Here is a 20791-nt window from a genome sequence, read left to right as displayed (position 1 = left end):
GCCCTCAGAACAGGCGTTCGATCGGCCCGGCGGGCAGCGAGAGCTGCAGGCCCTTGGCGAAGATCAGGTAGATGACGAGGCACATGGCCGTGCCGGCGAGGAAATGCGCCCAGACCGGGCCGCGGCCGAAGCCCTTCGCGGTGGCCGCGAACAGCCAGCCGGTAGCGATGGAGAAGCCGAGGAAGGGCAGCAGGATGATCTGACCGATCAGGCCGCCCAGCACCCAGGCCATGGGCACCGGCTCGTCGCGCGGGCGCTCCAGCGCGCCCTCGCGGATGGCCTCGACCGCCGTCGCCACCGCCAGCAGGGCGAGGCCGCCGGCGATGATGGTCGGGAAGGCGGCGGGGCCGATGGCCGAATAGACGTTGATCTGGGAGAGGCGCCAGGCGTCCCAGCCGACCACGAGCGACAGCAGGGCGAGGCCGAAGGCGATGGCGAAGCCGGCCTTGTCGGCGCCCCTGCGCGCGGACCTGTCAGGGGAAGGGGTGTTGGGATCGCTCATCGCGCATCTCCGGGCAACAGCCGAGGCGATCTCCCCCGCGGCCGGTCCGGCGCGGGGGAGGGGGCGTGCGTTCAGGCGGGAAGCCGGCTCACTGGGCGAGGCCGATATCCTTCAGGATCGCCTTGGTCGCCGTGATGTCCTTGGCGAGCTGCTCCTCGAAGTCGGCGCCGGCGAGATAGGTGTTGGCCCAGCCCTTCTGCGCCAGCATGTCCTTCCAGCCCTGCGAGTTGACCATCTTGGCGATGGTGTCGTTGAGCGCCTTCTTCTGCTCGGGCGAGATGCCCGGCGCGGCGGCGACCATGCGCCAGTTCTGGATCTCGACGTCGACGCCGCTCTCCTTGAAGGTCGGCACGTCCTTGGCCTCGGGCAGGCGCTCGGCGCTGGAGACGCCGAGCAGGCGCAGCTTGCCGGCCTTGGCCTGGGCGTCGAACTCGGAGAGGCTGGAAATGCCCACCGTCACCTTGCCGCCGAGGATCGAGGCCAGCGATTCGCCGCCGCCCGAGAAGGCGATGTAGTTCACCTTGGTCGGGTCGACGCCGATCGCCTTGGCGATCAGGCCGGCGGTGATGTGGTCGGTGCCGCCCGCCGAGCCGCCGGCCCAGGAGACCTTCTGCGGGTTGGCCTTCAGCGCCGCGACGAGGTCTTCCATCGACTTCAGCGGCGAATCCGCCGGCACCGCGATGGCCTCGTACTCGCCGGTGAGGCGGGCGATCGGCGTCACCTGGTCGAGCGTGACCGGCGACTTGTTGGTGATGATGGCGCCCACCATGACGTAGCCGCCGACGATCAGCGCGCTCGGGTCGCCCTTGTCGGCGTTGACGAACTGGGCGAGGCCGATGGTGCCGCCGGCGCCGGGCACGTTCATGACCTGGACGTTGGACACGATCTTCTCGCCCTGCAGCACCTGCTGCATGGCGCGCGCGGTCTGGTCCCAGCCGCCGCCGGGAGCGGCCGGCGCCATGATCTTGAGCTCGTCGACCTGGGCCGAGGCGGCGCCGAACGGAAGGGCGAGCGCCGCCGCAAGCAGCGCTCCGCGGACGATATGCTTCATCGTTTCCTCCAAGGGATGTTCGCGGTGCGATGAACGCTACGACACCGCGCTTTTTTACTTCACGCAGTTCGGGAAGCTAGAGCGCGGCACCGGCGGTGTCGAGTTCCACGGAAGGCTAAGAGAAACGCTCGGCAGCCATGCATCGGCTTGACGCGGGCGCCGCGCGGGGCGACATGCCCCCTACCCAGCCGCAACGCCGGCGGGGAGCCGAGGATGGAGAACCGGGCCATGCAGAAGTTCGACGTCGATCTGTTCGTCATCGGGGCAGGCTCGGGCGGCGTGCGCGCGGCCCGCATCGCCGCCAACCACGGGGCGAAGGTGAAGGTCGCCGAGGAATTCCGCGTCGGCGGGACCTGCGTGATCCGCGGCTGCGTGCCCAAGAAGCTGTTCGTCTATGCCGCGCGCTTCGCCCACGAATTCGCCGATGCCGCCGGCTTCGGCTGGACGGTGGAGGGCACGCGCTTCGACTGGCCGACGCTGATCGCCAACAAGGACAAGGAGATCGCCCGGCTCGAGGGCGCCTACGGCACCAATCTCGACCGCTCCGGCGTCGAGGTGGTGCGCCAGCGCGCGGTCGTCGAGGAGCCCAACGTCGTGCGTCTCGCCGACGGCACGCGGGTGAGCGCCCGCATCATCCTGATCGCCACCGGCGGCCATCCCAATCTCGGCCTCGACATGCCCGGGCGCGAGCTCGCCATCACCTCCAACGAGATCTTCAACCTCGCGCGCCTGCCCGAGGCGATCGTGATCCAGGGCGCCGGCTACATCGCGCTCGAATTCGCCTCGCTGCTCGCCGGGCTCGGCGCCAAGGTGACGGTGGTGCATCGCGGCGACAAGCTGCTGCGCGGCTTCGACGAGGAGATCCGCACCCGGCTCGCCGAGGAACTGGCCCAGCGGGGCATCGACTTCGCCTTCGGCGCCTCGATCGACGGTATCTACGCCGAGGGCGGGCGCAAGCGCGTGCGCCTCAATGACGGAAGCGACCTGTTCGCCGACGAGGTGATGCTCGCCATCGGCCGCACGCCCAACACGACCGGGCTCGGCCTCGACAAGGTCGGCGTCCACCTCACCGAGAACGGCGCCATCACGGTGGACGACACCGGGCGCACAAACGTGCCCTCGATCTACGCGGTGGGCGACGTGACCGACCGCGTGAACCTGACCCCGGTGGCGATCCGCGAGGGCCACGCCTTCGCCGATTCCGTGTTCGGCGGCCGCCCGTGGTCGGTCAACTACGACGTCATTCCCACCGCCGTGTTCACCGAGCCGGAGATCGGCACGGTCGGGCTCACCGAGGAGCAGGCGCGCGCGCAGGGGCGCCGGCTCGACATCTACAAGACCGATTTCCGCCCGCTCAAGGCGACGCTGTCGGGCAGCCAGTCGCGCACCTTCATGAAGCTGATCGTCGACCAGAAGGACGACCGGGTGATCGGCATGCACCTTGTCGGCGAGGCGGCGGGCGAGATGACACAGCTCGCCGCGGTCGCGATGAATGTCGGCGCCACCAAGGCCGACTTCGACCGCACCATGGCGCTGCACCCTTCCTCGGCCGAGGAACTGGTGACGCTGCGCGGCCGGCACAGCTCCAGCGACCCGATCCCCGAGGCCTCGGCCGAGGCGACGCCGGCGATCTGAGCACCCCGGCGCCGGGGCGAACGGCGCCCCGCGCGAGATGCGAAAGCGCGCGTGCGCCGGTGCAATGCAGCCGCGCGCCGCATGGCTGGCTTTCGCGCGAGGCTTGGGTGTATAAGGCCGGCCTTTCCCGCGCGGGAGGAGCCGCGCGGCCGTGCCGTGATCAGGAGGCGAAAATGTCTGAACGCTGGACGCCGGATAGCTGGAGGGCGTTGCCCATTCAGCAGGTCCCGGACTATCCGAACACCGAGGCCTTGGCTTCGGTGGAGCGTCAGCTCGCCTCGTTTCCGCCGCTGGTTTTTGCAGGTGAGGCCCGCCGCCTGAAGCGCGAGCTCGCGAAGGTCGCCAACGGGCAGGCCTTCCTCCTCCAGGGCGGCGACTGCGCCGAGAGCTTCCACGAGCATTCGGCCGACAACATCCGCGATTTCTTCCGCGTCTTCCTGCAGATGGCGGTGGTGCTGACCTATGCCGGCGCCTCGCCCGTGGTGAAGGTCGGGCGCATCGCCGGCCAGTTCGCCAAGCCGCGCTCGGCGCCGACCGAGACCGTGAACGGGGTCGAGCTGCCGTCCTACCGGGGCGACATCGTCAACGACATCGCCTTCACGCCGGAAGCGCGCATCCCCGATCCGCGCCGCCAGCTCGAGGCCTATCGCCAGTCGGCGGCGACGCTGAATCTGCTGCGCGCCTTCGCCACCGGCGGCTATGCGAACCTTGCCAACGCGCATCAGTGGATGCTCGGCTTCGTCAAGGACAGCCCGCAGTCGAGCAAGTATCAGGCGCTCGCCGACCGCATCACCGAGGCGCTGGACTTCATGCGCGCCATCGGCGTCGATCCGGAGAGCCACCCGGAGATGCGCGCCACCGATTTCTTCACCAGCCACGAGGCGCTGCTTCTCGGCTATGAGGAAGCGATGACGCGCGTGGATTCGACCACGGGCGACTGGTACTCGACCTCGGGCCACATGATCTGGGTCGGCGATCGCACGCGCCAGATCGACCACGCCCATGTCGAGTACTGCCGCGGCGTGAAGAACCCGCTCGGCCTGAAGTGCGGCCCGTCGCTGAAGCCGGACGACCTGATCCGCCTCATCGACACGCTGAACCCGGACGACGAGGCCGGCCGGCTGACGCTGATCGCCCGCTTCGGGGCCGACAAGGTGGGCGACCACCTGCCGGCGCTGGTGCGCGCGGTGAAGCGCGAGGGCCGCACCGTGGTGTGGTCGTGCGATCCCATGCACGGCAACACCATCAAGTCCCCCTCCGGCTTCAAGACCCGCCCCTTCGACCACATTCTGGGCGAGGTGAAGGACTTCTTCGCCGTCCACGCGGCGGAGGGCACCTATGCCGGCGGCGTGCATCTGGAGATGACCGGCCGCAACGTCACCGAATGCACCGGCGGCGCGCGGGCGATCTCGGATGCGGACCTGAAGGACCGCTACCACACCTATTGCGATCCGCGCCTCAATGCCGAGCAGGCGATCGAGATGGCGTTCCTGGTCGCCGAGCTCCTGAAGCAGGAGCACGCCGGCCGCGAGCGGCCGGTGATCGCGGCGGCGGAGTGAGACTTTCCCGTCGGGCCGGTGACGGCCTGACGGGAACCGGATGCGGGCACAGGCAGGGGCGGCTGGCGGGTGCGTATCGTCTTCGACGTTTCCGATGTGATCATTCAGATCCACAGCGGCAACAATGTCGGTGGCATCCTGCGGGTGGTGACGCGGCTGATGCGTCACGCCCGCGACCATGACGTCGACGGGCGGCTGGAGTTCATCTTCTACCACCCGCGGCGGCGCGCCTTCGTCGGCATCGACCCCGAATTCTTCTTCGACGCGCTCGGCGAGCGGGTGGACGTGGTCGACAACGCGCTCGACCTGCGTGGCGTGCTGTTCTCGGTGAACCACGCCAAGTACCGCAAGCGCCCGCTGCGCGCCTTCACCCACAAGGTCGAGCGCCGGCTCAAGCACATGGCGAAGCTTTGGCGCGAGCCGGAGCCGAAGATGGACCGGCCCAAGGGCTGGGCGCTGCGCCCGTGGGACCTCGGCGCGGAGAAGGTACGCGTCGCCCTGCTCGGCATGGCCTGGAACGTGCGCGACCAGAGCCGCCGCCTCGCCGAGCTGCAGAAGCGCGGCGACGTCGAGGTGGTGCTGCTGGTGCACGACCTCATTCCCATCGTCGCGCCCGCGATCCACGAGATGAACCAGCAATTCGCCGACTGGTTCGCCGAGGTGGTCGGCGTCACCACGCGCTTCCTCGTCATCTCCGACTATACCGGCCAGGACGTCGCCGCCACCGTGCCCAAGCTCGGCGGGCGGGTGGAGTGGATCCGCCGCGTGCCGCTGGCGCACGAGTTCGACGTGAGCGAGGAGGGGCCGCTGCCGGCCGAGTTCCCGAACGGCTTCGTGCTCTCGATCGCGCCGCTCGCTTTGCCGCGCAAGAACCTCTGGATGCTCATCAAGGCGTGGGAGAAGCTGCTGGAGCGGGTCGGCCCGGAGCTGCTGCCGACGCTGGTGCTGGCCGGCGCGCACGGCAAGAAGGCGCGCGAGTTCGAGGAATACATGGCCGCGCGGCCTGCGCTGGCGCCCCATGTGCTGCTGCTCGAGCGCCCGAAGGACCGGACCATCACCGCGCTCTACCGGCACTGCCTGTTCACGGTCTATCCGAGCGTGTTCGAGGGCTGGGGCCTGCCGGTCGGCGAGGCGGCGTGGTTCGGCAAGCTGTGCGTCGCCTCCAACGCGACGTCGATCCCCGAGGTGGTCGGGCCGGCGGCGGATTATTTCGACCCGGCCGACCTCGACGACATGGTGGCCAAGCTGGAGCGGCCGATCCGCGACCGGGCCTATCTCGCCGCGCGCGAGAAGGACGTCGCGGGGGTCGAGCTGCGCCGCTGGGAGGACGTCGCGCGCGACCTCGTCATCGCGCTCGAGGCGCCCTGAGATCGCGGCGCCGGGCCGCGCGCGATCGATTGCCCAGAAGAGGCCTTGGCGCTAAACCACCGCCCATGTCCGAAGCTCCCGCCGACCAGCTCCTCATCGCCTTCGCGCAGCTCAATCCCACGGTCGGCGATATCGCCGGCAATGTGGAGAAAGCCCGCGCCGCCCGCGCGCTCGCGGCCGAGCAGGGGGCGGACCTCGTCCTGTTCACCGAGCTGTTCATCTCCGGCTATCCGCCCGAGGACCTGGTGCTGAAGCCCTCCTTCCAGGCCGCCTGCCGGCAGGCGGTGGAGCGGCTTGCCGCCGAGACCGCCGACGGCGGCCCGGCCATGCTGGTCGGCACGCCCTGGGTCGACGGCGGGAAGCTCTACAACGCCGTGGCTCTGCTGGAGGGCGGGGCGATCTCGACGCTGCGCTACAAGGTGGACCTGCCAAATTACGGCGTGTTCGACGAGAAGCGCGTCTTCGCCACCGGGCCGATGCCGGGGCCGATCCCGTTCCGGGGTGTGCGCATCGGGGTGCCGATCTGCGAGGACATCTGGTCGGAGGACGTGATCGAGTGCCTCGCCGAGACCGGCTCCGAGATGCTGCTGATCCCCAACGGCTCGCCCTATCGCCGCACGGTCTATGACGAGCGCATGAACGTCGCGGTGGCGCGGGTGGTGGAGAGCGGGCTGCCGCTCGCCTATGTCAATCAGGTGGGCGGGCAGGACGAGCTGGTGTTCGACGGTGCCTCCTTCGTGCTCAACGCCGACCGCTCGCTCGCCGTCCAGTTCCCGAACTTCCAGGAGCGGGTGCGCCTCACCCGCTGGGAGCGCTGGGCGGATGGATGGCGCTGCGAGGAGGGCGCGCGCGCCCCGCTGGTGCTCGACGACGAGGCGGATTACGCCGCCTGCGTCATAGGCCTGCGCGACTATGTGGAGAAGAACCGCTTTCCCGGCGTCGTGCTGGGGCTGTCCGGCGGCATCGATTCCGCGCTCTGCGCGGCGATGGCGGCCGACGCGCTGGGGCCGGAGCGTGTGCACTGCGTGATGCTGCCCTATCGCTTCACCTCGAACGAGTCGCTGTCCGACGCGGCGGGCGTCGCCGAAGCGCTGGGCTGCCGCTACGACATCGTGCCGATCGCCGGGGCGGTGGAGGGGCTGGAAGCCTCGCTCGCCCCGCTCTTCGCCGACACCGAGCGCGGCGTGACCGAGGAGAACCTGCAGTCCCGCGCGCGCGGCACCATCCTGATGTCGATCTCCAACAAGTTCGGCGCCATGGTGGTGACGACCGGCAACAAGTCGGAGATGTCGACCGGCTATGCCACGCTCTATGGCGACATGAACGGCGGCTATAACCCGCTGAAGGACCTCTACAAGACCCAGGTGTTCCGGCTGTGCCGGCTGCGCAACCGCTGGAAGCCGGCGGACGCGCTGGGCGCCTCGGGCATCGTCATCCCCGAGAACATCATCGTGAAGCCGCCCACCGCCGAGCTGCGCGAGAACCAGAAGGACCAGGACAGCCTGCCGCCCTACGAGGTGCTGGACGCCATTCTGGAGCGGCTGGTCGAGCGCGAGATGCCCGCCGCCGACATTGCCACCGAGGGCTTCGACCCGGCGCTGGTGGCGCGGGTCGAGCGGATGCTGAACATCGCCGAGTACAAGCGCCGGCAGGCGGCGCCGGGCGTGAAGGTGACGGCGCGCAATTTCGGCCGCGACCGGCGCTATCCGATCACCAACCGGTTCCGCGAGACCGCGTGAGGGATCGGGGCCGCCATTGCCCCGACCCGCCGCCTCGGCCATAAGCGCGCGCCATGAGCACTCCGATCCTCCGCTTCGCCCCCTCGCCGACAGGCCTGCTGCATGTGGGCAATGCGCGCACGGCGCTCTACAACGCGCTCTATGCGCGGCGCGAGGGCGGGACCTTCATCCTGCGCTACGACGACACCGACACCGCCCGCTCGACCGCTGCCTTCGCGCAGGCGATCGGCGAGGACATGGCCTGGCTCGGCATCGCGCCCGACCGCGTCGAGCACCAGTCGGCCCGCCTGCCGCGCTACGACGCGGCGGTGGAAAAGCTGAAGGCGGCGGGGCGGCTCTACCCCGCCTATGAGAGCGAGGAGGAGCTGGAGACAAAGCGCCTGTCGCGGCGCCGGCGCGGCCTGCCGCCGATCTACGACCGCGCGGCCCTGAAGCTCACCGACGCCGACCGGGCGCGGCTGGAGGGAGAGGGGCGGCGCCCGCACTGGCGCTTCCGGCTGGACGGGCGACGCGTCGCCTGGGCCGACCTCGTGCGCGGCGAGCAGGCGGTCGACACCGCGACGCTCTCCGACCCGGTGCTGATCCGTGCGGACGGCAGCTACCTCTACACGCTGACCTCGGTCGTCGACGACATCGAGATGGGCGTGACCCATGTGGTGCGCGGCGAGGATCACGTCACCAATACCGGCGTGCAGATCGAAATCGCCGAGGCGCTAGGTGCGGCGGCGCCGGTGTTCGGCCATCACAATTTGCTCACCCTGCCGAGCGGGGAGGGGCTGTCGAAGCGGCTCGGCCATCTCTCGCTGCGGGCGCTGCGCGAGGCGGGCGAGGAGCCGCTGGCGGTGGCGGCGCTGGCGGTGCTCACCGGCACCTCGCTGGCGGTGGAGCCGGTGGCCGATCTCGACACGCTGGCGGCGAAGATCGATTTCGGCCGCATCTCGCGTGCGCCGGCGCGGTTCGACCCCGCCGAACTGACCTCCTTGAGCGCGGCGACGCTGCATCACCTGCCCTTCGCGGCGGTGGCCGGACGGCTCGCGGCGCTGGGCGTCGGCGGTGGGGAGGCGTTCTGGCTGGCGGTGCGGGGGAATCTCGCACGCTTTTCCGATGCGCTCGCTTGGTGGCGGGTGGTCGAGGGGCCGCTCGATCCGGTGACCGCGCCCGAGGATGCCGATTTCCTCGCCGTCGCCGCCGCGTCGCTTCCGCCCGAGCCGTGGGACGAGGGCGTCTATCCGCGCTGGATCGCGGCGCTGAAGCCGGCGAGCGGACGGGCCGGGCGGGCGCTGTTCCACCCGCTGCGCCTCGCCCTGACGGGAGCGGAGAGCGGGCCGGAGCTCAAGGCGCTGCTGCCACTGATCGGGCGCGAGAAGGCGCTGGCGCGGCTGTCCGGGAAACGCGGCTAGCGCGCGTCCTCAGGGCCGGCCGGCGCCCTTGGCCGGGGTCGCGGTCTCGACCGTCTCGGGCGTCCAGTCGGGATCGAGCGCGGCGCGCAGCTCCGCCGTCTCCTTCGCCGTGGCGGCGGCGCCCTTGGCCTCAATGGCGCGGTAGAGCGTGATCAGCCGCTCGCCGAAGGCGGTGAGGTCGGTGCCGTGGCCGCGCCGGCCGGGATGGGTCTCGACCACCGGCTCGCGGAAATTGCGCCCCACCTCGTCGATCAGCAGCCAGGCGCGGCGATAGCTCATGCCCATCTTCTTGGCGGCGGAGAGAATCGAGCGCTCGGCGCGCACGGTCTCCAGCAGGTCGATCATGCCCGGCCCGAGATGGCGCCCGTCGCCGAAATAGACGCGGATGAACAGCCCGTCGCGATGCTGCGCGGCGTCGTCGGTCTCGTCACTTTCCTGCGGGTCCATGGCACCTCTTCCCCCGTCGCGATTTTAGGCGAAGAGGTGCCGCGCTGGAACCCGGCTCAGGCGGCACGCAGCCGCCGCGGACGGCGGGCGAGGGCGAGGTCGAGCGCCAGCATCACCACGAGCGAGGCGCCGACCAGCGGGAAGATCAGCCCGAACACCGCCATGAGCGCCACGAGGCCGCGCATCGCGGCGGGTGTCGAGGGCATCGGCGGCACGCCGAGCGAGCCGCTCGGCCGGCGCTTCCACCACATCACGCCGGCCGAGACCGCCATGACGAGGATGGCGAAGCACAGCGCCAGCATGAAGAGCTGGTTCGCGAGCCCGAATTCCTGCCCCATATGGACGTTGATGCCCCACTCCATCGCCTTCGCCACCGGGCCGTAATCGGCATAGCCCATGTCGATCAGCGGCGTGCCGCTGTACTGGTCGATATGGACGATGCGCTGCTTCGACAGGTCGGCGGGATAGACGGTGGCCGAATAGACCCCGGTGGGCGAAGAGGGCAGGCTCAGCGCGTAGCCGGGCGACACGCCGAGCCGCTCGAAGATCGCGGCGGCGGTGTCGATGCCGATCGGCTGCGCGGCGGCCGGGGCCGATTCCGGCATCCGTGCCTGTTCCAGCGACCAGGTGGTGGGGCCGGTGGCGTGGGCCAGGTGCTCGTCCGACATCGGCACGTCGGTGTAGACGCCGGCCGGGTAGCCGTAATTCGAGCTGTTGGCGAGCTCGTTCACCTTGGCGCCCCAGAGCACGGTCCACGGCATGCCGGAGAGCGCCATGAAGCCGATGGCGAGGCCCGCGAAGGCGCCGGTGACGGCGTGCACGTCGCGCCAGAACACCCGGCGTGCCGGCGTGCCGCGCACCGAGACCACGCCGCCGCGCCGGCGGCGCGGCCACCACAGGTAGAAGCCGGTGCCGACCAGCAGGATCGACCATCCGCCGACGATCTCGATGATGCCGTTGGCGACCGGCCCGAACTCGGCAAGGCTGTGCAGCCGGCGCACGATCCACATGATCGTGCCGCGATCGGGCAACTCGCCGAGGACGCGCGCGTCATAGGGATCGACATAGACCGAGCGGCGCTCGCCGTCGGCGGTCTTCACCACCACCTCGGCCGAGCTCTCCGGCGAGACCGGGGTGACGACCTTAAGCGCGGTGCCCGGCCGTTCGGCCAGCGCCGCCGCGACCCAGGCGCTCGGCGCCTCCATCGGCGCCGCCCGGTCCGCCACCTCCTTCAGGTCGCTGTGCCAGACGGCGTCGATCTCGTTGTGGAACAGGTAGAGCCCGCCCGTCACCGCGAGCAGGACCATGAAGGGCAGCACCATGAGGCCGGCATAGAAGTGCCAGCGCCAGACCGCGCGGTAGAGATTGGCCGCGCGTTCGGGCGTGGTGTCCGGGGAGCCGGCAGGAAGGGGGGAGGCGGCAGGCAAAGGGGTGGCGTTCATCGGATCGGGTCCGGAAAAAGGGGTGAGGGAGGGCGCAGCCGGCCGCGCCCGGCGACGCGGCCGGGCGGGCGTTTGCTGCGGATCGGCGGCTGGAAGCTGCGGCCGGGCCCGGGGAGCCGGGCCGGCCGGCCTCAGGCGCCGGCGTTCAGTCGTGTGTGGTCGGGATGCGCGTCGCTCAGTTGCGCGGAGCTCAGTTGCGCGGAGCTCAGTTGCTCGGCGCGGGCATCTTCATCGGCGTGGTCATCGGCATGGACATGTCGCCATGCGCGTCGTGGCCTGCATCCTCGGATGTCTTCGGTCCGCCCATGCCCTCGATCTTGAACACGACGTCGACCGTGCCCGCCTTGGCGAAGGTCAGCGTGCCCTTGAAGCTGTCGCCCTGCTTCAGCGGATGCTTCAGCCCCATCAGCATCAGATGGTAGCCGCCGGACGCGAACTTGACCTCGCCGCCGGCCGGGATCTCGACCCCGTCCTTCAGCATCCGCATTTTCATGACGCCGTCGGTGACGCTCATCTCGTGGATCTCGACATGGTCGGCCACCTCTGCGGTGGCGGAGACGAAGGTGTCGGGGGTCTTGCCGTCATTGGTGACGGAGAAATAGCCACCGCCGACCTTGGCGCCGGCGGGCGTCATCCGCGCCCAGGGATGGCCGATCTCCAGCTCGCCGATCTTGAAGCCATGGGCGAAGGCCGGCTGGGCGGCGAACAGGGCGAGGGCGGCGAGGAGGACGGCGAGGCCGAAGCGGTCCTCCGCGTGGCGCAGGACACGGGACAGGGTGAAGCGGATCATGATGGGCACTCCCATTGCGCCGGCGCGCCGCGACGGGTTCGCGGCCGGCATCGATGTCGACTGACGTTGAAAGGCTGCGCGCGGGGCGCGGAGCGTCAGGCGAGGGGAGGCGCGCGGGTGTTCCGGGGGGAGCGTTCGACCCCGATGACGGCCGCGTGCGTCGCCGGCGGCAGCGCGGCCGCGACGACGACCGCCGGGCGCACGGCCGGCACGAAGCCGGCGGCGGGCGGCAGCGGCGTGCCGACCGACATGAGGCAGCCGGTGGAGCAGCAATCGGGGAGATGGTGGGGCGGATCGGCGGGTGCTGCGGGCGCGGAAGAGGTGCCGTGCAGGCCCCGGCAAATGACCAGTGCGAAGCTGTCATAGCCGGCGCCGGCCGCGGCATAGGCGCCGGAGGCCACGCCGCCGAGGAACGCCTGGAGCACGACGAGATAGGCTATGGCCAGGGCCATCGCCATCCGGCGCAACATGTGGCGTTGGTCGGTCATTACCCAGCGTACTCCCGTGCCGACGCTCTAGCACGGCGGCAGGGCGCGCGGAACAGCGGCGCAGTGCCGCTGCCCCGCCGTTCGCTCGACGTTGTTCAGTCCGTCGTGGCGCCGGGGCCGGGAATGGCGCCGGGCGGGCTATTGCCGAGGATGATCATGCCCAGCACCTCGTCCTTGGTGACGTCGGAGGTGCGGGCCGAGCCCACGAGCTGGCCGTTCTTCATCACGCTCACCCGGTCCGCGAGGTCGAACACGTCGTGGATGTCGTGGCTGATGAGGAAGATGCCGATGCCTTCCGCCTTGAGCTGCTTGATGAGCTCGGCCACCTGCGCCGTTTCCTGCGGGCCGAGCGCGGCGGTCGGCTCGTCCATGATCAGGATCTTGGCGTTGAAGTGGATGGCGCGGGCGATGGCGACCGACTGGCGCTGGCCGCCGGACAGGCCCCGCACCGGCTCCTTGAACTTGCGGAAGTTCGGGTTGAGCCGGCCCATCACCTCGCGCGTCGCCGCCTCCATGGCGACGTCGTCGAGCGTGCCCCAGGGGGTCATCAGCTCGCGGCCGAGGAACAGGTTGGCGGCGGCGTCCACATTGTCGGCCAGCGCCAGCGTCTGGTAGATCGTCTCGATGCCGTAGCGCTTGGCGTCGCGCGGATTGCCGATCTCGGCCTTCTCGCCATTGATGCGGATCTCGCCGGAATCGGGCCGGTAGGCGCCGGCGAGGATCTTGATCAGCGTCGACTTGCCGGCGCCGTTGTGGCCGAGCAGGCCGACCACCTCGCCGGGATAGAGGTCGATCGAGACGCCGTCGACGGCGTGGATGCCGCCGAAGGCGATGCGGATGTCGCGCATCTCCACCAGCGGCTCGCCGCTGCGGGCCGGCGCGGCCGGCTGGGTCATGGTGACGGTGTTCATGGTCGCGCCCTCACTTGAACCGCTTGCGGTAGACGGTGTCGATCCACACCGCGAACACCAGCACGGCGCCGACGACGATGTTCTGATAGGGCGTGTCGACGCGCATCAGCACCATGCCGGACTGCAGGCTCTGCATCACCAGCGCGCCGAGCATGGCGCCCGCGATGGTGCCCGAGCCGCCGGCGAGCGAGGTGCCGCCGATCACCGCCGCGGCGATGACGTAGAGCTCGTCGAGCGTGCCCTGCGCGTTGGTCGCCGAGTTGAGGCGGGCGGTGGAGATGGCCGCGCCGATCGCCGCCAGCGCGCCCATCAGCGAGAACACCATCAGCGTCACCCGCTTGGTGTTGATGCCGGCGAGCTCGGCCGCCTCCGGGTTGCCGCCGATGGCGAAGACGTAGCGGCCGAAGCGGGTGCGGGTGGTGATGAAGGTCATGATGATGCCGACCGCCAGCGCCACCAGCACCGGCACCGCGTAGCCGAAGCTGATGTGGAGCCCTTCCGGCGGCACGGTGATGCCGGCCGCCTGGGCGTACCGCCGGGCGAGCGCGGCGGGCAGCTCGTAGGCATTGACCACCAGCGTCGCGGCGATGACCGCGGCGCAGCCGGCGGCGACGGTGACGACCTCGGCCCAGAGCGGCTTCAGCGGGAAGTGGAAGCGCTGGCGCTGGCGCCGCGCCTGTAGCGTGGCGGCGGCGATGGCGAGGCAGGCGATGACGGCGACGATCCAGCTCCAGGTCGCGCCGATGGAGCCGCTCGCGCCGCCGCCCAGCAGCTTGAAATTGTCGTCGGTGAGCGGGATGGTCTTGCCTTCCGCAACCGCCCAGGCGGCGCCGCGCCAGACCAGCAGGCCGCCCAGCGTGACGATGAAGGCGGGCACGCCGAGATAGGCGATGATGAAGCCGTGCAGCGCGCCGATCAGCGCGCCGGCGGCGATGCCGGCGGCCAGCGTCAGCGCCATCACGGCCGGGTTGTTGAAGCCGAAGGCCGGCGTGAGGTAGCTCGCCTGGAACACCGCCATGATCATGCCGGTGACGCCGAGGATCGAGCCGACCGACAGGTCGATGTGGCGCATCACGATCACCAGCACCATGCCGGTGGACATGACCGCGATCGACGAGCTCTGGACTGACAGGTTCCAGATGTTGCGCGGCGTCAGGAAGGTGCCGTCGGCGAGGAAGTCGAACACGATCCAGATGGCGGCGAGGGCGCCGACCATGCCGAGGAAGCGGACGTCGATCTCCAGGGCGCCGATGAATGAACTCGCCGTCCGCTTGGGCTGCGAGGAGGGAACCGGCGTGGTGGCCGTCGTGGTATCGCTCATGAGCGTCCTCCATGGCCCCCGGGGTGCTCGCGCGGGGCGGCGCGCCCGGCGGTTGGCGGCGAGGTTGTCTCCCCGCCGCCGGAATTACCGGGATGTCAGTCGCAGGCCTTCACGGTGCCGGGCTTCACGCCCTGGCAGACCGTCGCCTTCGGCACCCAGCCGGCTTCGATGATCACGTCGAGATTGTCCTTGGTGATCGGCACGGGCTTCAGGAAGGTGGAGTTCATCGGAACGCCCTTCGGCCCGCCGGTGAAGGTGGTCGTGCCTTCGATCGCCTTGGGATCGGCGCCCTTGGCGAGCTCGATCGCGATCTCCGCGGCGCGCTTGCCGAGCTCGCGGCTGTCCTTCCACACCGAGACCGTCTGGGTGCCGAGCGCGATGCGGTTCAGCGCCGCGAAGTCGGCGTCCTGGCCGGAGACCGGCACCGTGCCGGCGAGGCCCTGGGCCGCGAGCGCGGCGATGGCGCCGCCGGCGGTGCCGTCGTTCGAGGCGACCACGGCGTCGATCTTGTTGTTGTTGGCGGTGAGGAGCTGCTCGGTGTTGCGCTGGGCATTGGCGGGCAGCCAGCCGTCGGTATAGGCCTCGCCCACGTTCTTGATGTCGCCCTTGTCGATGGAAGGCTTCAGCACTTCCATCTGGCCGGAGAACAGGAAGTCGGCATTGGGGTCGGCGGCCGAGCCCTTGATGAAGATGTAGTTGCCCTTCGGCTTGATCTTCAGCACCTCGGACGCCTGGAGCCGGCCAACCTCCTTGTTGTCGAAGGTGATGTAGTAGGCGTAGGGATTCTCGATCAGCCGGTCGTAGCCGACCACCGGGATGCCCTCATTCTCCGCCTTGGTGATGGCGGGGGTGATGGCGTCCGAATCCTGGGCCAGGATGATGAGGGCGTTCGCGCCCTGCGCGATCAGCGCCTCGACGTCGGAGAGCTGCTTGGAGGCGGAGGACTGGGCGTCGGCCGAGATGTACTTGGCGCCGGCGGCTTCCAGCGCCTTCTTGATCGCCGCCTCGTCCGTCTTCCAGCGCTCCTCCTGGAAGTTCGACCAGCTCACGCCGACCACGACGTCTTGGGCATGGGCGGCGCCCATGGCCACCAGCGTGGCGAAGGCCACTGCGGCGGCGGACTGTTTCAACTTCATGCTTTCCTCCCATCAAGGATGCTTTGCGCGAATGCCGGCCGGCTGGGCGCGATCCTTCGAGGGCCGCGCATGCCAGGCTCCTTGCTTGACGTTCGAACCTCAATACAGGCCTCGTCCGTCGTGTTCTTGATCGACCTATAGAGGTCGACTGGCCTTCAGAACCCATCATCTAGGACGGATTTCTGGCGCAGGCTAGCAAGGCAACTCCACGTTGGCGCTCCATACTTGGTCTAATACGGCGTTCCGCAGCTTGAGTTGCGTACCTCAGATTTTGTGGGCAACATGACCTCATGTCCAGAGTTGTTTCGCGCATCACCCTTCAGGATGTCGCCCGTGAGGCCGGCGTCTCGCTGGCGACGGCCGACCGGGTGCTGAACGGGCGCACCGGCGTGCGCAACGTCACCGCCGAGCGGGTGAAGGACGCCGTGGCCCGCCTCGGCTACCGTCCGAACCTCGCCGCGGCGCGGCTGGCGCGGGGCGAGACCTACCGCTTCTGCTTCGTGCTGCCGGCGGGCTCGAACGTATTCATGCGGATGCTCGGCGAGCAGGTGACGAACACGGCGAGCTGGCTCGCCGCCAACAACGCCTATATCGACACGCTGCGCGTCGACGTGTTCGCGCCGGAAACGCTGGCCTCCGCGCTGGAGGGGCTGATCGGCCATTATGACGGCGTGGCGGTGGTGGCGCTCGACCATCCGCGGGTGCGCTCGGCGATCGACGACCTCGTCGCCTCCGGCGTCGCGGTGGTGACGCTGGTGTCGGACGTGCCGGCTTCACACCGGCTGCGCTATGTCGGCATCGACAACATCGCCGCCGGCCGGACCGCCGGCACACTGCTCGGCCGCTTCGCCGCGGGGCGCAGCGGCTCGGTCGGGCTGATCGTCGGCACGCCGGCGCTGCGCGACCATGCCGAGCGCCAGTTCGGCTTCACCCAGGTTCTGGCCGGCGAATATCCGGCCCTCAAGGTGCTGCCCGCCCGCGAGAGCTTCGACGAGGAGGAGCGCACCCAGGCGATCGTCGCCGGCATGCTGCGCGACGTGCCCGACCTCGTCGGCCTCTACAATGTCGGCGCCGGCAATCGCGGCGTCGCGGCGGCCATCAGCGCCGCCAACCGGGCCTCGGACCTCGTCTTCATCGGCCACGACCTGACCGACGATACGCGCCGCTTCCTGCTGCGCGGCATAATGGACGCGGTGATCAACCAGGACCCCGGCCACCAGTCGCGCTCGGCGGCGCGGGTCCTGCTCGCGCACTGCGCGGGGGAACCGCTGCTTAACGAGCAGGAGCGTATCCGCATCGACATCTTCGTGCGGGACAACCTCCCGTGACCCGTTCCACTCTCTCAGTTCGGAAGGTTTGAGGCATGTATCTCGGCCTCGATATCGGCACCTCCGCGGTCAAGGCGGTGCTCGTCGACGACGCACAGTCGGTCGTCGCCACCACCGAGACGGCGCTCGCCATCTCGCGCCCGCAGCCGGGCTTCAGCGAGCAGAATCCCGAGGATTGGTGGCAGGCGACGCTCGCCAGTATCGACGCTCTGAAGGTGCAGAAGCCGGCGGAGCTCGCCGCGGTGCGCGGAATCGGCCTGTCCGGCCAGATGCACGGCGCGGTGCTGCTGGACCGCGAGGGCGCGGTGCTGCGCCCCGCGATCCTCTGGAACGACGGGCGCTCCTTTCTCGAATGCCGCGAGCTCGAGGAGCGCTTTCCCGCGCTGCACCAGGTCGCCGGCAATCTCGCCTTTCCCGGCTTCACCGCGCCCAAGCTCTTGTGGGTGAGGAAGCACGAGCCGGAGATCTTCGAGCGAACCGCCAAGGTGCTGCTGCCCAAGGCCTATGTCGGCTACCGGCTCACCGGCGACATGGTCGACGAGATGTCGGACGCCTCCGGCACACTGTGGCTCGACGTCGGCGCGCGCGACTGGTCGGACGAGGCGTTGGCCGCGACCCATCTCACCCGCGCGCACATGCCCCGCCTCGTCGAGGGCAGCGCCGCCGCCGGCCGGATCACCGCCGACCTCGCCGCGCGCTGGGGCATGCAGACGCCGCCGGTGCTGGCGGGCGGCGCCGGCGACAATGCGGCGGGCGCGATCGGGCTCGGCGCCATCAATGCCGGCGACGCCTTCGTCTCGCTAGGCACCTCGGGCGTGCTGTGGGCGACCACCGACCGCTACGCGCCGAACCCGGAATCGAGCGTCCACGCCTTCTGCCACGCCATTCCCGCCACCTGGCACCAGATGGGGGTGATCCTCTCCGCCGCCTCGGCGCTCGGCTGGTGGTCGGGCGTGGCGAAGACCTCGCCCGCCGACCTGCTGGCCCCGCTCGGCGACGCGCCGGCCGCGCCCTCGCGCGCGACCTTCCTGCCGTATCTCTCCGGTGAGCGAACCCCCCACAACGACACCGCTATCCGCGCCGCCTTCGTCGGGCTCGACCACGACACCACGCGCGAGAACCTGACGCAGGCGGTGCTGGAAGGCGTCGCCTTCGCCTTCAAGGACTGCCTCGACGCGCTCGCCGCCGCCGGCACGCACCTGTCGCAGGCCGACGTGATCGGCGGCGGCTCGCGCTCGCGCTTCTGGACCGCGGTGCTGGCGAGCGTGCTCGGCCTGCCGATCAACCGCATCGAGGACGGCGAGCGGGGAGGGGCGTTCGGCGCCGCCCGGCTCGCGCGCATGGCGGCGACCGGCGAGGCGCCGGCCGACATCTGCCTGCCGCCCCGACGGATCGAGACCATCGCGCCCGATCCCGCCCTCCAGCACGCCTATGCGGAACGCCACGCGCTCTACCGCGCGCTCTATCCCGCAATGAAGGGAGTGAAGTCATGAATGCCCCCGCCCGCTTCTTCCCGGCGGATGAGCCGCTGCGCTATGTCGGCCCGCTCAGCCGCGACCCCTACGGTTTCCGCTGGTACGACAAGGACCAGCTGGTGCTCGGCAAGCGCATGGAGGACCATCTGCGCTTCGCCGTCGCCTACTGGCACAGCTTCACCTGGCCCGGCGGCGACCCGTTCGGCGGCGAGACCTTCCTGCGCCCGTGGATGCACGGCGCCGACGAGATGGCGCTCGCCCGCGCCAAGGCCGACGTCGCGTTCGAGCTGTTCCGTATCCTCGACGTGCCGTTCTTCTGCTTCCACGACCGCGACATCGCGCCGGAAGGGGCGAACCTGAAGGAATCGAACGCCAATGTGCGGGCGATCGCCGAGATCTTCGCCCGCAAGATGGAGAGCTCGAAGGTCCGCCTGCTGTGGGGCACGGCCAACCTGTTCTCCCACCGCCGCTTCATGTCGGGCGCGGCGACCAACCCGGACCCGGACGTGTTCGCGTGGTCCGCGGCGCAGGTGAAGAACGTGCTCGAGGTGACCCACGAACTCGGCGGCGAGAACTACGTGCTGTGGGGCGGACGCGAAGGCTACGAGACGCTGCTCAACACCGACCTGCCGCGCGAGCTCGACCAGATGGCGCGCTTCCTCAACCTCGTGGTCGAGCACAAGCACAAGATCGGCTTCAAGGGCACGATCCTGATCGAGCCCAAGCCGCAGGAGCCGACCAAGCACCAGTACGATTTCGACGTCGGCACGGTGTACGGCCTGCTGTGCCGCGCGGGGCTCGAGAAGGAGGTGAAGGTGAACGTGGAGGCCAACCACGCCACGCTCGCCGGCCACTCCTTTGAGCACGAGATCGCGATGGCGGCCGCGCTCGGCATCTTCGGCTCGATCGACATGAACAAGGGCGACGCCCAGTCCGGCTGGGACACCGACCAGTTCCCGACCAATGTCGAGGACACCGCGCTCGCCATGTACGAGATCCTGAGGGCGGGCGGCTACACCACCGGCGGTACCAATTTCGACGCCAAGATCCGCCGCCAGTCGATCGACCCGGAGGACCTCGTCCTCGCCCATGTCGGGGCGATGGACGTGTGCGCCCGGGCGCTGCTGATCGCCGCTGACATGCTGGAGGACGGGGCGCTGCAGAAGGCGGTCGACGAGCGCTATGCGGGCTGGAACGAGCCGCAGAACAGGGCGATGCTGCGCGAAGGCGCCTCGCTCGAGGCCATCGCCGCCCGCGCGGAGGCCGACGATCTCGACCCGCAGCCGCGCTCGGGCCGGCAGGAGCGGCTGGAAACGCTGGTCAGCAGCTACTTCCGCTGACGCACGGCGACGGGGGCCTCCCGCGCGGCCAGCCCCGCGCGCCCCGCGGGAGGTCGCATCCAGCCTTTCGGAGATTGACTTCACGTCATTTCCCCCGTTCGATCGGCGCCGGGAGCGATCATTGAATCGCCGCCCGGCGGGGACCCGTCCGCGAACCGCCGCGGGTCCGCCACCGGGAGGCCGCGTCGCCTCCGGGCGATGCCGCGAGAGGGGAAGTCGAGAATGAGAGCGAAATTCGTCGGGGCGGCGCTGGTGGCCCTTGCCGCGCTGTCCGTTTCGGCCGCCGAGGCGCAGATGCGCCCGGCCGCGTCGGTCGGCAGCCAGATCGTCGATGTGCCCGAGCAGCCCGGCTACGTGCCGAGCGCCGCCGAGGAGCAGCTCGATCCCGCCTATCGCCGGCAGCCGGTCTATTTCCGGACCAACGAGCCGCCGGGGACCATCGTCATCCACACCAGCGAGCGCTTCCTGTACCTCGTGCAGGGCGACAACCGCGCGATCCGCTACGGCATCGGCGTCGGGCGCGACGGCTTCCAGTGGTCGGGCTTGCAGAAGATCACCCGCAAGGCGGAATGGCCGGACTGGCGCCCGCCGGCGGAGATGATCGAGCGCCAGCCCTACCTGCCGCGCTTCATGGCCGGCGGCCCGGGCAACCCGCTCGGCGCGGCCGCGCTCTATCTCGGCGGCACGGTCTACCGCATCCACGGCACCAACATGCCGCAGACCATCGGCATGGCGATCTCGTCGGGCTGCTTCCGCCTGGTGAATGGCGACGTGCAGGATCTCTACAACCGCGTGCCGGTCGGCACCAAGGTAGTCATCCGTCAGGCGCCGACGCTCTGAGCGTCGGCCGTGACCGGGA

Annotated in this window: 18 protein-coding genes; 9 read left to right on the top strand and 9 right to left on the bottom strand. The window is 69.9% G+C overall.

What is annotated here, in order from left to right:
* Window positions 1-4: 4 nt before the first annotated feature.
* Both NVS89_RS02340 and NVS89_RS02335 read right to left on the bottom strand, forming a co-directional pair.
* Window positions 5-502 (bottom strand): tripartite tricarboxylate transporter TctB family protein, encoded by a 498-nt coding sequence (locus NVS89_RS02340; RefSeq protein ID WP_258730863.1) that lies wholly within the window; start codon window positions 500-502, stop codon window positions 5-7.
* 88 nt (window positions 503-590) lie between these two features.
* The gene (locus NVS89_RS02335; protein ID WP_258730862.1) at window positions 591-1553 is read right to left on the bottom strand and encodes a Bug family tripartite tricarboxylate transporter substrate binding protein; all 963 of its coding nucleotides are present in this window, start codon (window positions 1551-1553) and stop codon (window positions 591-593) included.
* 228 nt (window positions 1554-1781) lie between these two features.
* On the opposite strand from NVS89_RS02335, the gene gor reads away from it, so the two are divergent.
* From gor to NVS89_RS02310, 5 genes are all read left to right on the top strand, one after another.
* On the top strand, window positions 1782-3188 hold the full coding sequence (gene gor / locus NVS89_RS02330; RefSeq protein ID WP_258730861.1) for a glutathione-disulfide reductase: 1407 nt from the start codon (window positions 1782-1784) through the stop codon (window positions 3186-3188).
* A 173-nt stretch (window positions 3189-3361) separates the two neighbouring features.
* The gene (locus NVS89_RS02325) at window positions 3362-4747 is read left to right on the top strand and encodes a class II 3-deoxy-7-phosphoheptulonate synthase (protein ID WP_258730860.1); all 1386 of its coding nucleotides are present in this window, start codon (window positions 3362-3364) and stop codon (window positions 4745-4747) included.
* A 96-nt stretch (window positions 4748-4843) separates the two neighbouring features.
* Entirely contained in the window at window positions 4844-6115 is a 1272-nt protein-coding gene (locus NVS89_RS02320) for a glycosyltransferase (protein ID WP_258730859.1), read from the top strand.
* Window positions 6116-6180: 65 nt separating this feature from the next.
* Complete coding sequence (locus tag NVS89_RS02315; protein WP_258730858.1) at window positions 6181-7854, top strand: NAD+ synthase; 1674 nt, start codon at window positions 6181-6183, stop codon at window positions 7852-7854.
* A gap of 53 nt (window positions 7855-7907) precedes the next feature.
* On the top strand, window positions 7908-9254 hold the full coding sequence (locus NVS89_RS02310; protein ID WP_258730857.1) for a glutamate--tRNA ligase: 1347 nt from the start codon (window positions 7908-7910) through the stop codon (window positions 9252-9254).
* 9 nt (window positions 9255-9263) lie between these two features.
* On the opposite strand, the gene NVS89_RS02305 is transcribed toward NVS89_RS02310, so the two are convergent.
* The 7 genes from NVS89_RS02305 to xylF all read right to left on the bottom strand — a co-directional run bounded on the left by NVS89_RS02305 (window position 9264) and on the right by xylF (window position 15789).
* Entirely contained in the window at window positions 9264-9701 is a 438-nt protein-coding gene (locus NVS89_RS02305; protein WP_258730856.1) for a winged helix-turn-helix domain-containing protein, read from the bottom strand.
* A gap of 56 nt (window positions 9702-9757) precedes the next feature.
* A complete protein-coding gene (locus NVS89_RS02300) occupies window positions 9758-11143 on the bottom strand; it encodes a PepSY-associated TM helix domain-containing protein (RefSeq protein WP_258730855.1) in 1386 nt (461 codons plus the stop codon).
* A 205-nt stretch (window positions 11144-11348) separates the two neighbouring features.
* Window positions 11349-11933, bottom strand: coding sequence for a copper chaperone PCu(A)C (locus NVS89_RS02295; RefSeq protein ID WP_258730854.1), 585 nt, complete (start codon window positions 11931-11933; stop codon window positions 11349-11351).
* A gap of 95 nt (window positions 11934-12028) precedes the next feature.
* On the bottom strand, window positions 12029-12421 hold the full coding sequence (locus NVS89_RS02290) for a hypothetical protein (RefSeq protein ID WP_258730853.1): 393 nt from the start codon (window positions 12419-12421) through the stop codon (window positions 12029-12031).
* 95 nt (window positions 12422-12516) lie between these two features.
* Window positions 12517-13332 carry an ATP-binding cassette domain-containing protein gene (locus tag NVS89_RS02285; protein WP_258730852.1) on the bottom strand — a complete coding sequence of 272 codons (816 nt, stop codon included), beginning with the start codon at window positions 13330-13332 and terminating at the stop codon, window positions 12517-12519.
* Between the two features lie 10 nt (window positions 13333-13342).
* Complete coding sequence (locus tag NVS89_RS02280) at window positions 13343-14653, bottom strand: sugar ABC transporter permease (RefSeq protein WP_258730851.1); 1311 nt, start codon at window positions 14651-14653, stop codon at window positions 13343-13345.
* A gap of 95 nt (window positions 14654-14748) precedes the next feature.
* On the bottom strand, window positions 14749-15789 hold the full coding sequence (gene xylF, locus NVS89_RS02275; protein ID WP_374114509.1) for a D-xylose ABC transporter substrate-binding protein: 1041 nt from the start codon (window positions 15787-15789) through the stop codon (window positions 14749-14751).
* Between the two features lie 290 nt (window positions 15790-16079).
* On the opposite strand from xylF, the gene NVS89_RS02270 reads away from it, so the two are divergent.
* The 4 genes from NVS89_RS02270 to NVS89_RS02255 all read left to right on the top strand — a co-directional run bounded on the left by NVS89_RS02270 (window position 16080) and on the right by NVS89_RS02255 (window position 20772).
* The gene (locus NVS89_RS02270) at window positions 16080-17117 is read left to right on the top strand and encodes a LacI family DNA-binding transcriptional regulator (RefSeq protein ID WP_258730850.1); all 1038 of its coding nucleotides are present in this window, start codon (window positions 16080-16082) and stop codon (window positions 17115-17117) included.
* Window positions 17118-17152: 35 nt separating this feature from the next.
* Window positions 17153-18610 (top strand): xylulokinase, encoded by a 1458-nt coding sequence (xylB, locus tag NVS89_RS02265; RefSeq protein WP_258730849.1) that lies wholly within the window; start codon window positions 17153-17155, stop codon window positions 18608-18610.
* Window positions 18607-19932, top strand: a complete 1326-nt coding sequence (xylA, locus tag NVS89_RS02260; protein WP_258730848.1) for a xylose isomerase — start codon at window positions 18607-18609, stop codon at window positions 19930-19932. The genes xylB and xylA overlap by 4 nt, the downstream gene beginning before the upstream one ends.
* 222 nt (window positions 19933-20154) lie before the next feature.
* Window positions 20155-20772: a L,D-transpeptidase gene (locus NVS89_RS02255; RefSeq protein WP_258730847.1), complete on the top strand. Its 618-nt coding sequence runs from the start codon at window positions 20155-20157 to the stop codon at window positions 20770-20772.
* Window positions 20773-20791: the final 19 nt, after the last annotated feature.

The organism is Ancylobacter mangrovi (assembly GCF_024752355.1).
In the GTDB taxonomy this organism is placed as follows: Bacteria; Pseudomonadota; Alphaproteobacteria; order Rhizobiales; family Xanthobacteraceae; genus Ancylobacter; species Ancylobacter mangrovi.
The sequence above is the reverse complement of the archived record's forward strand: the minus strand, read 5'-3'. Positions and strand labels throughout refer to the sequence as shown.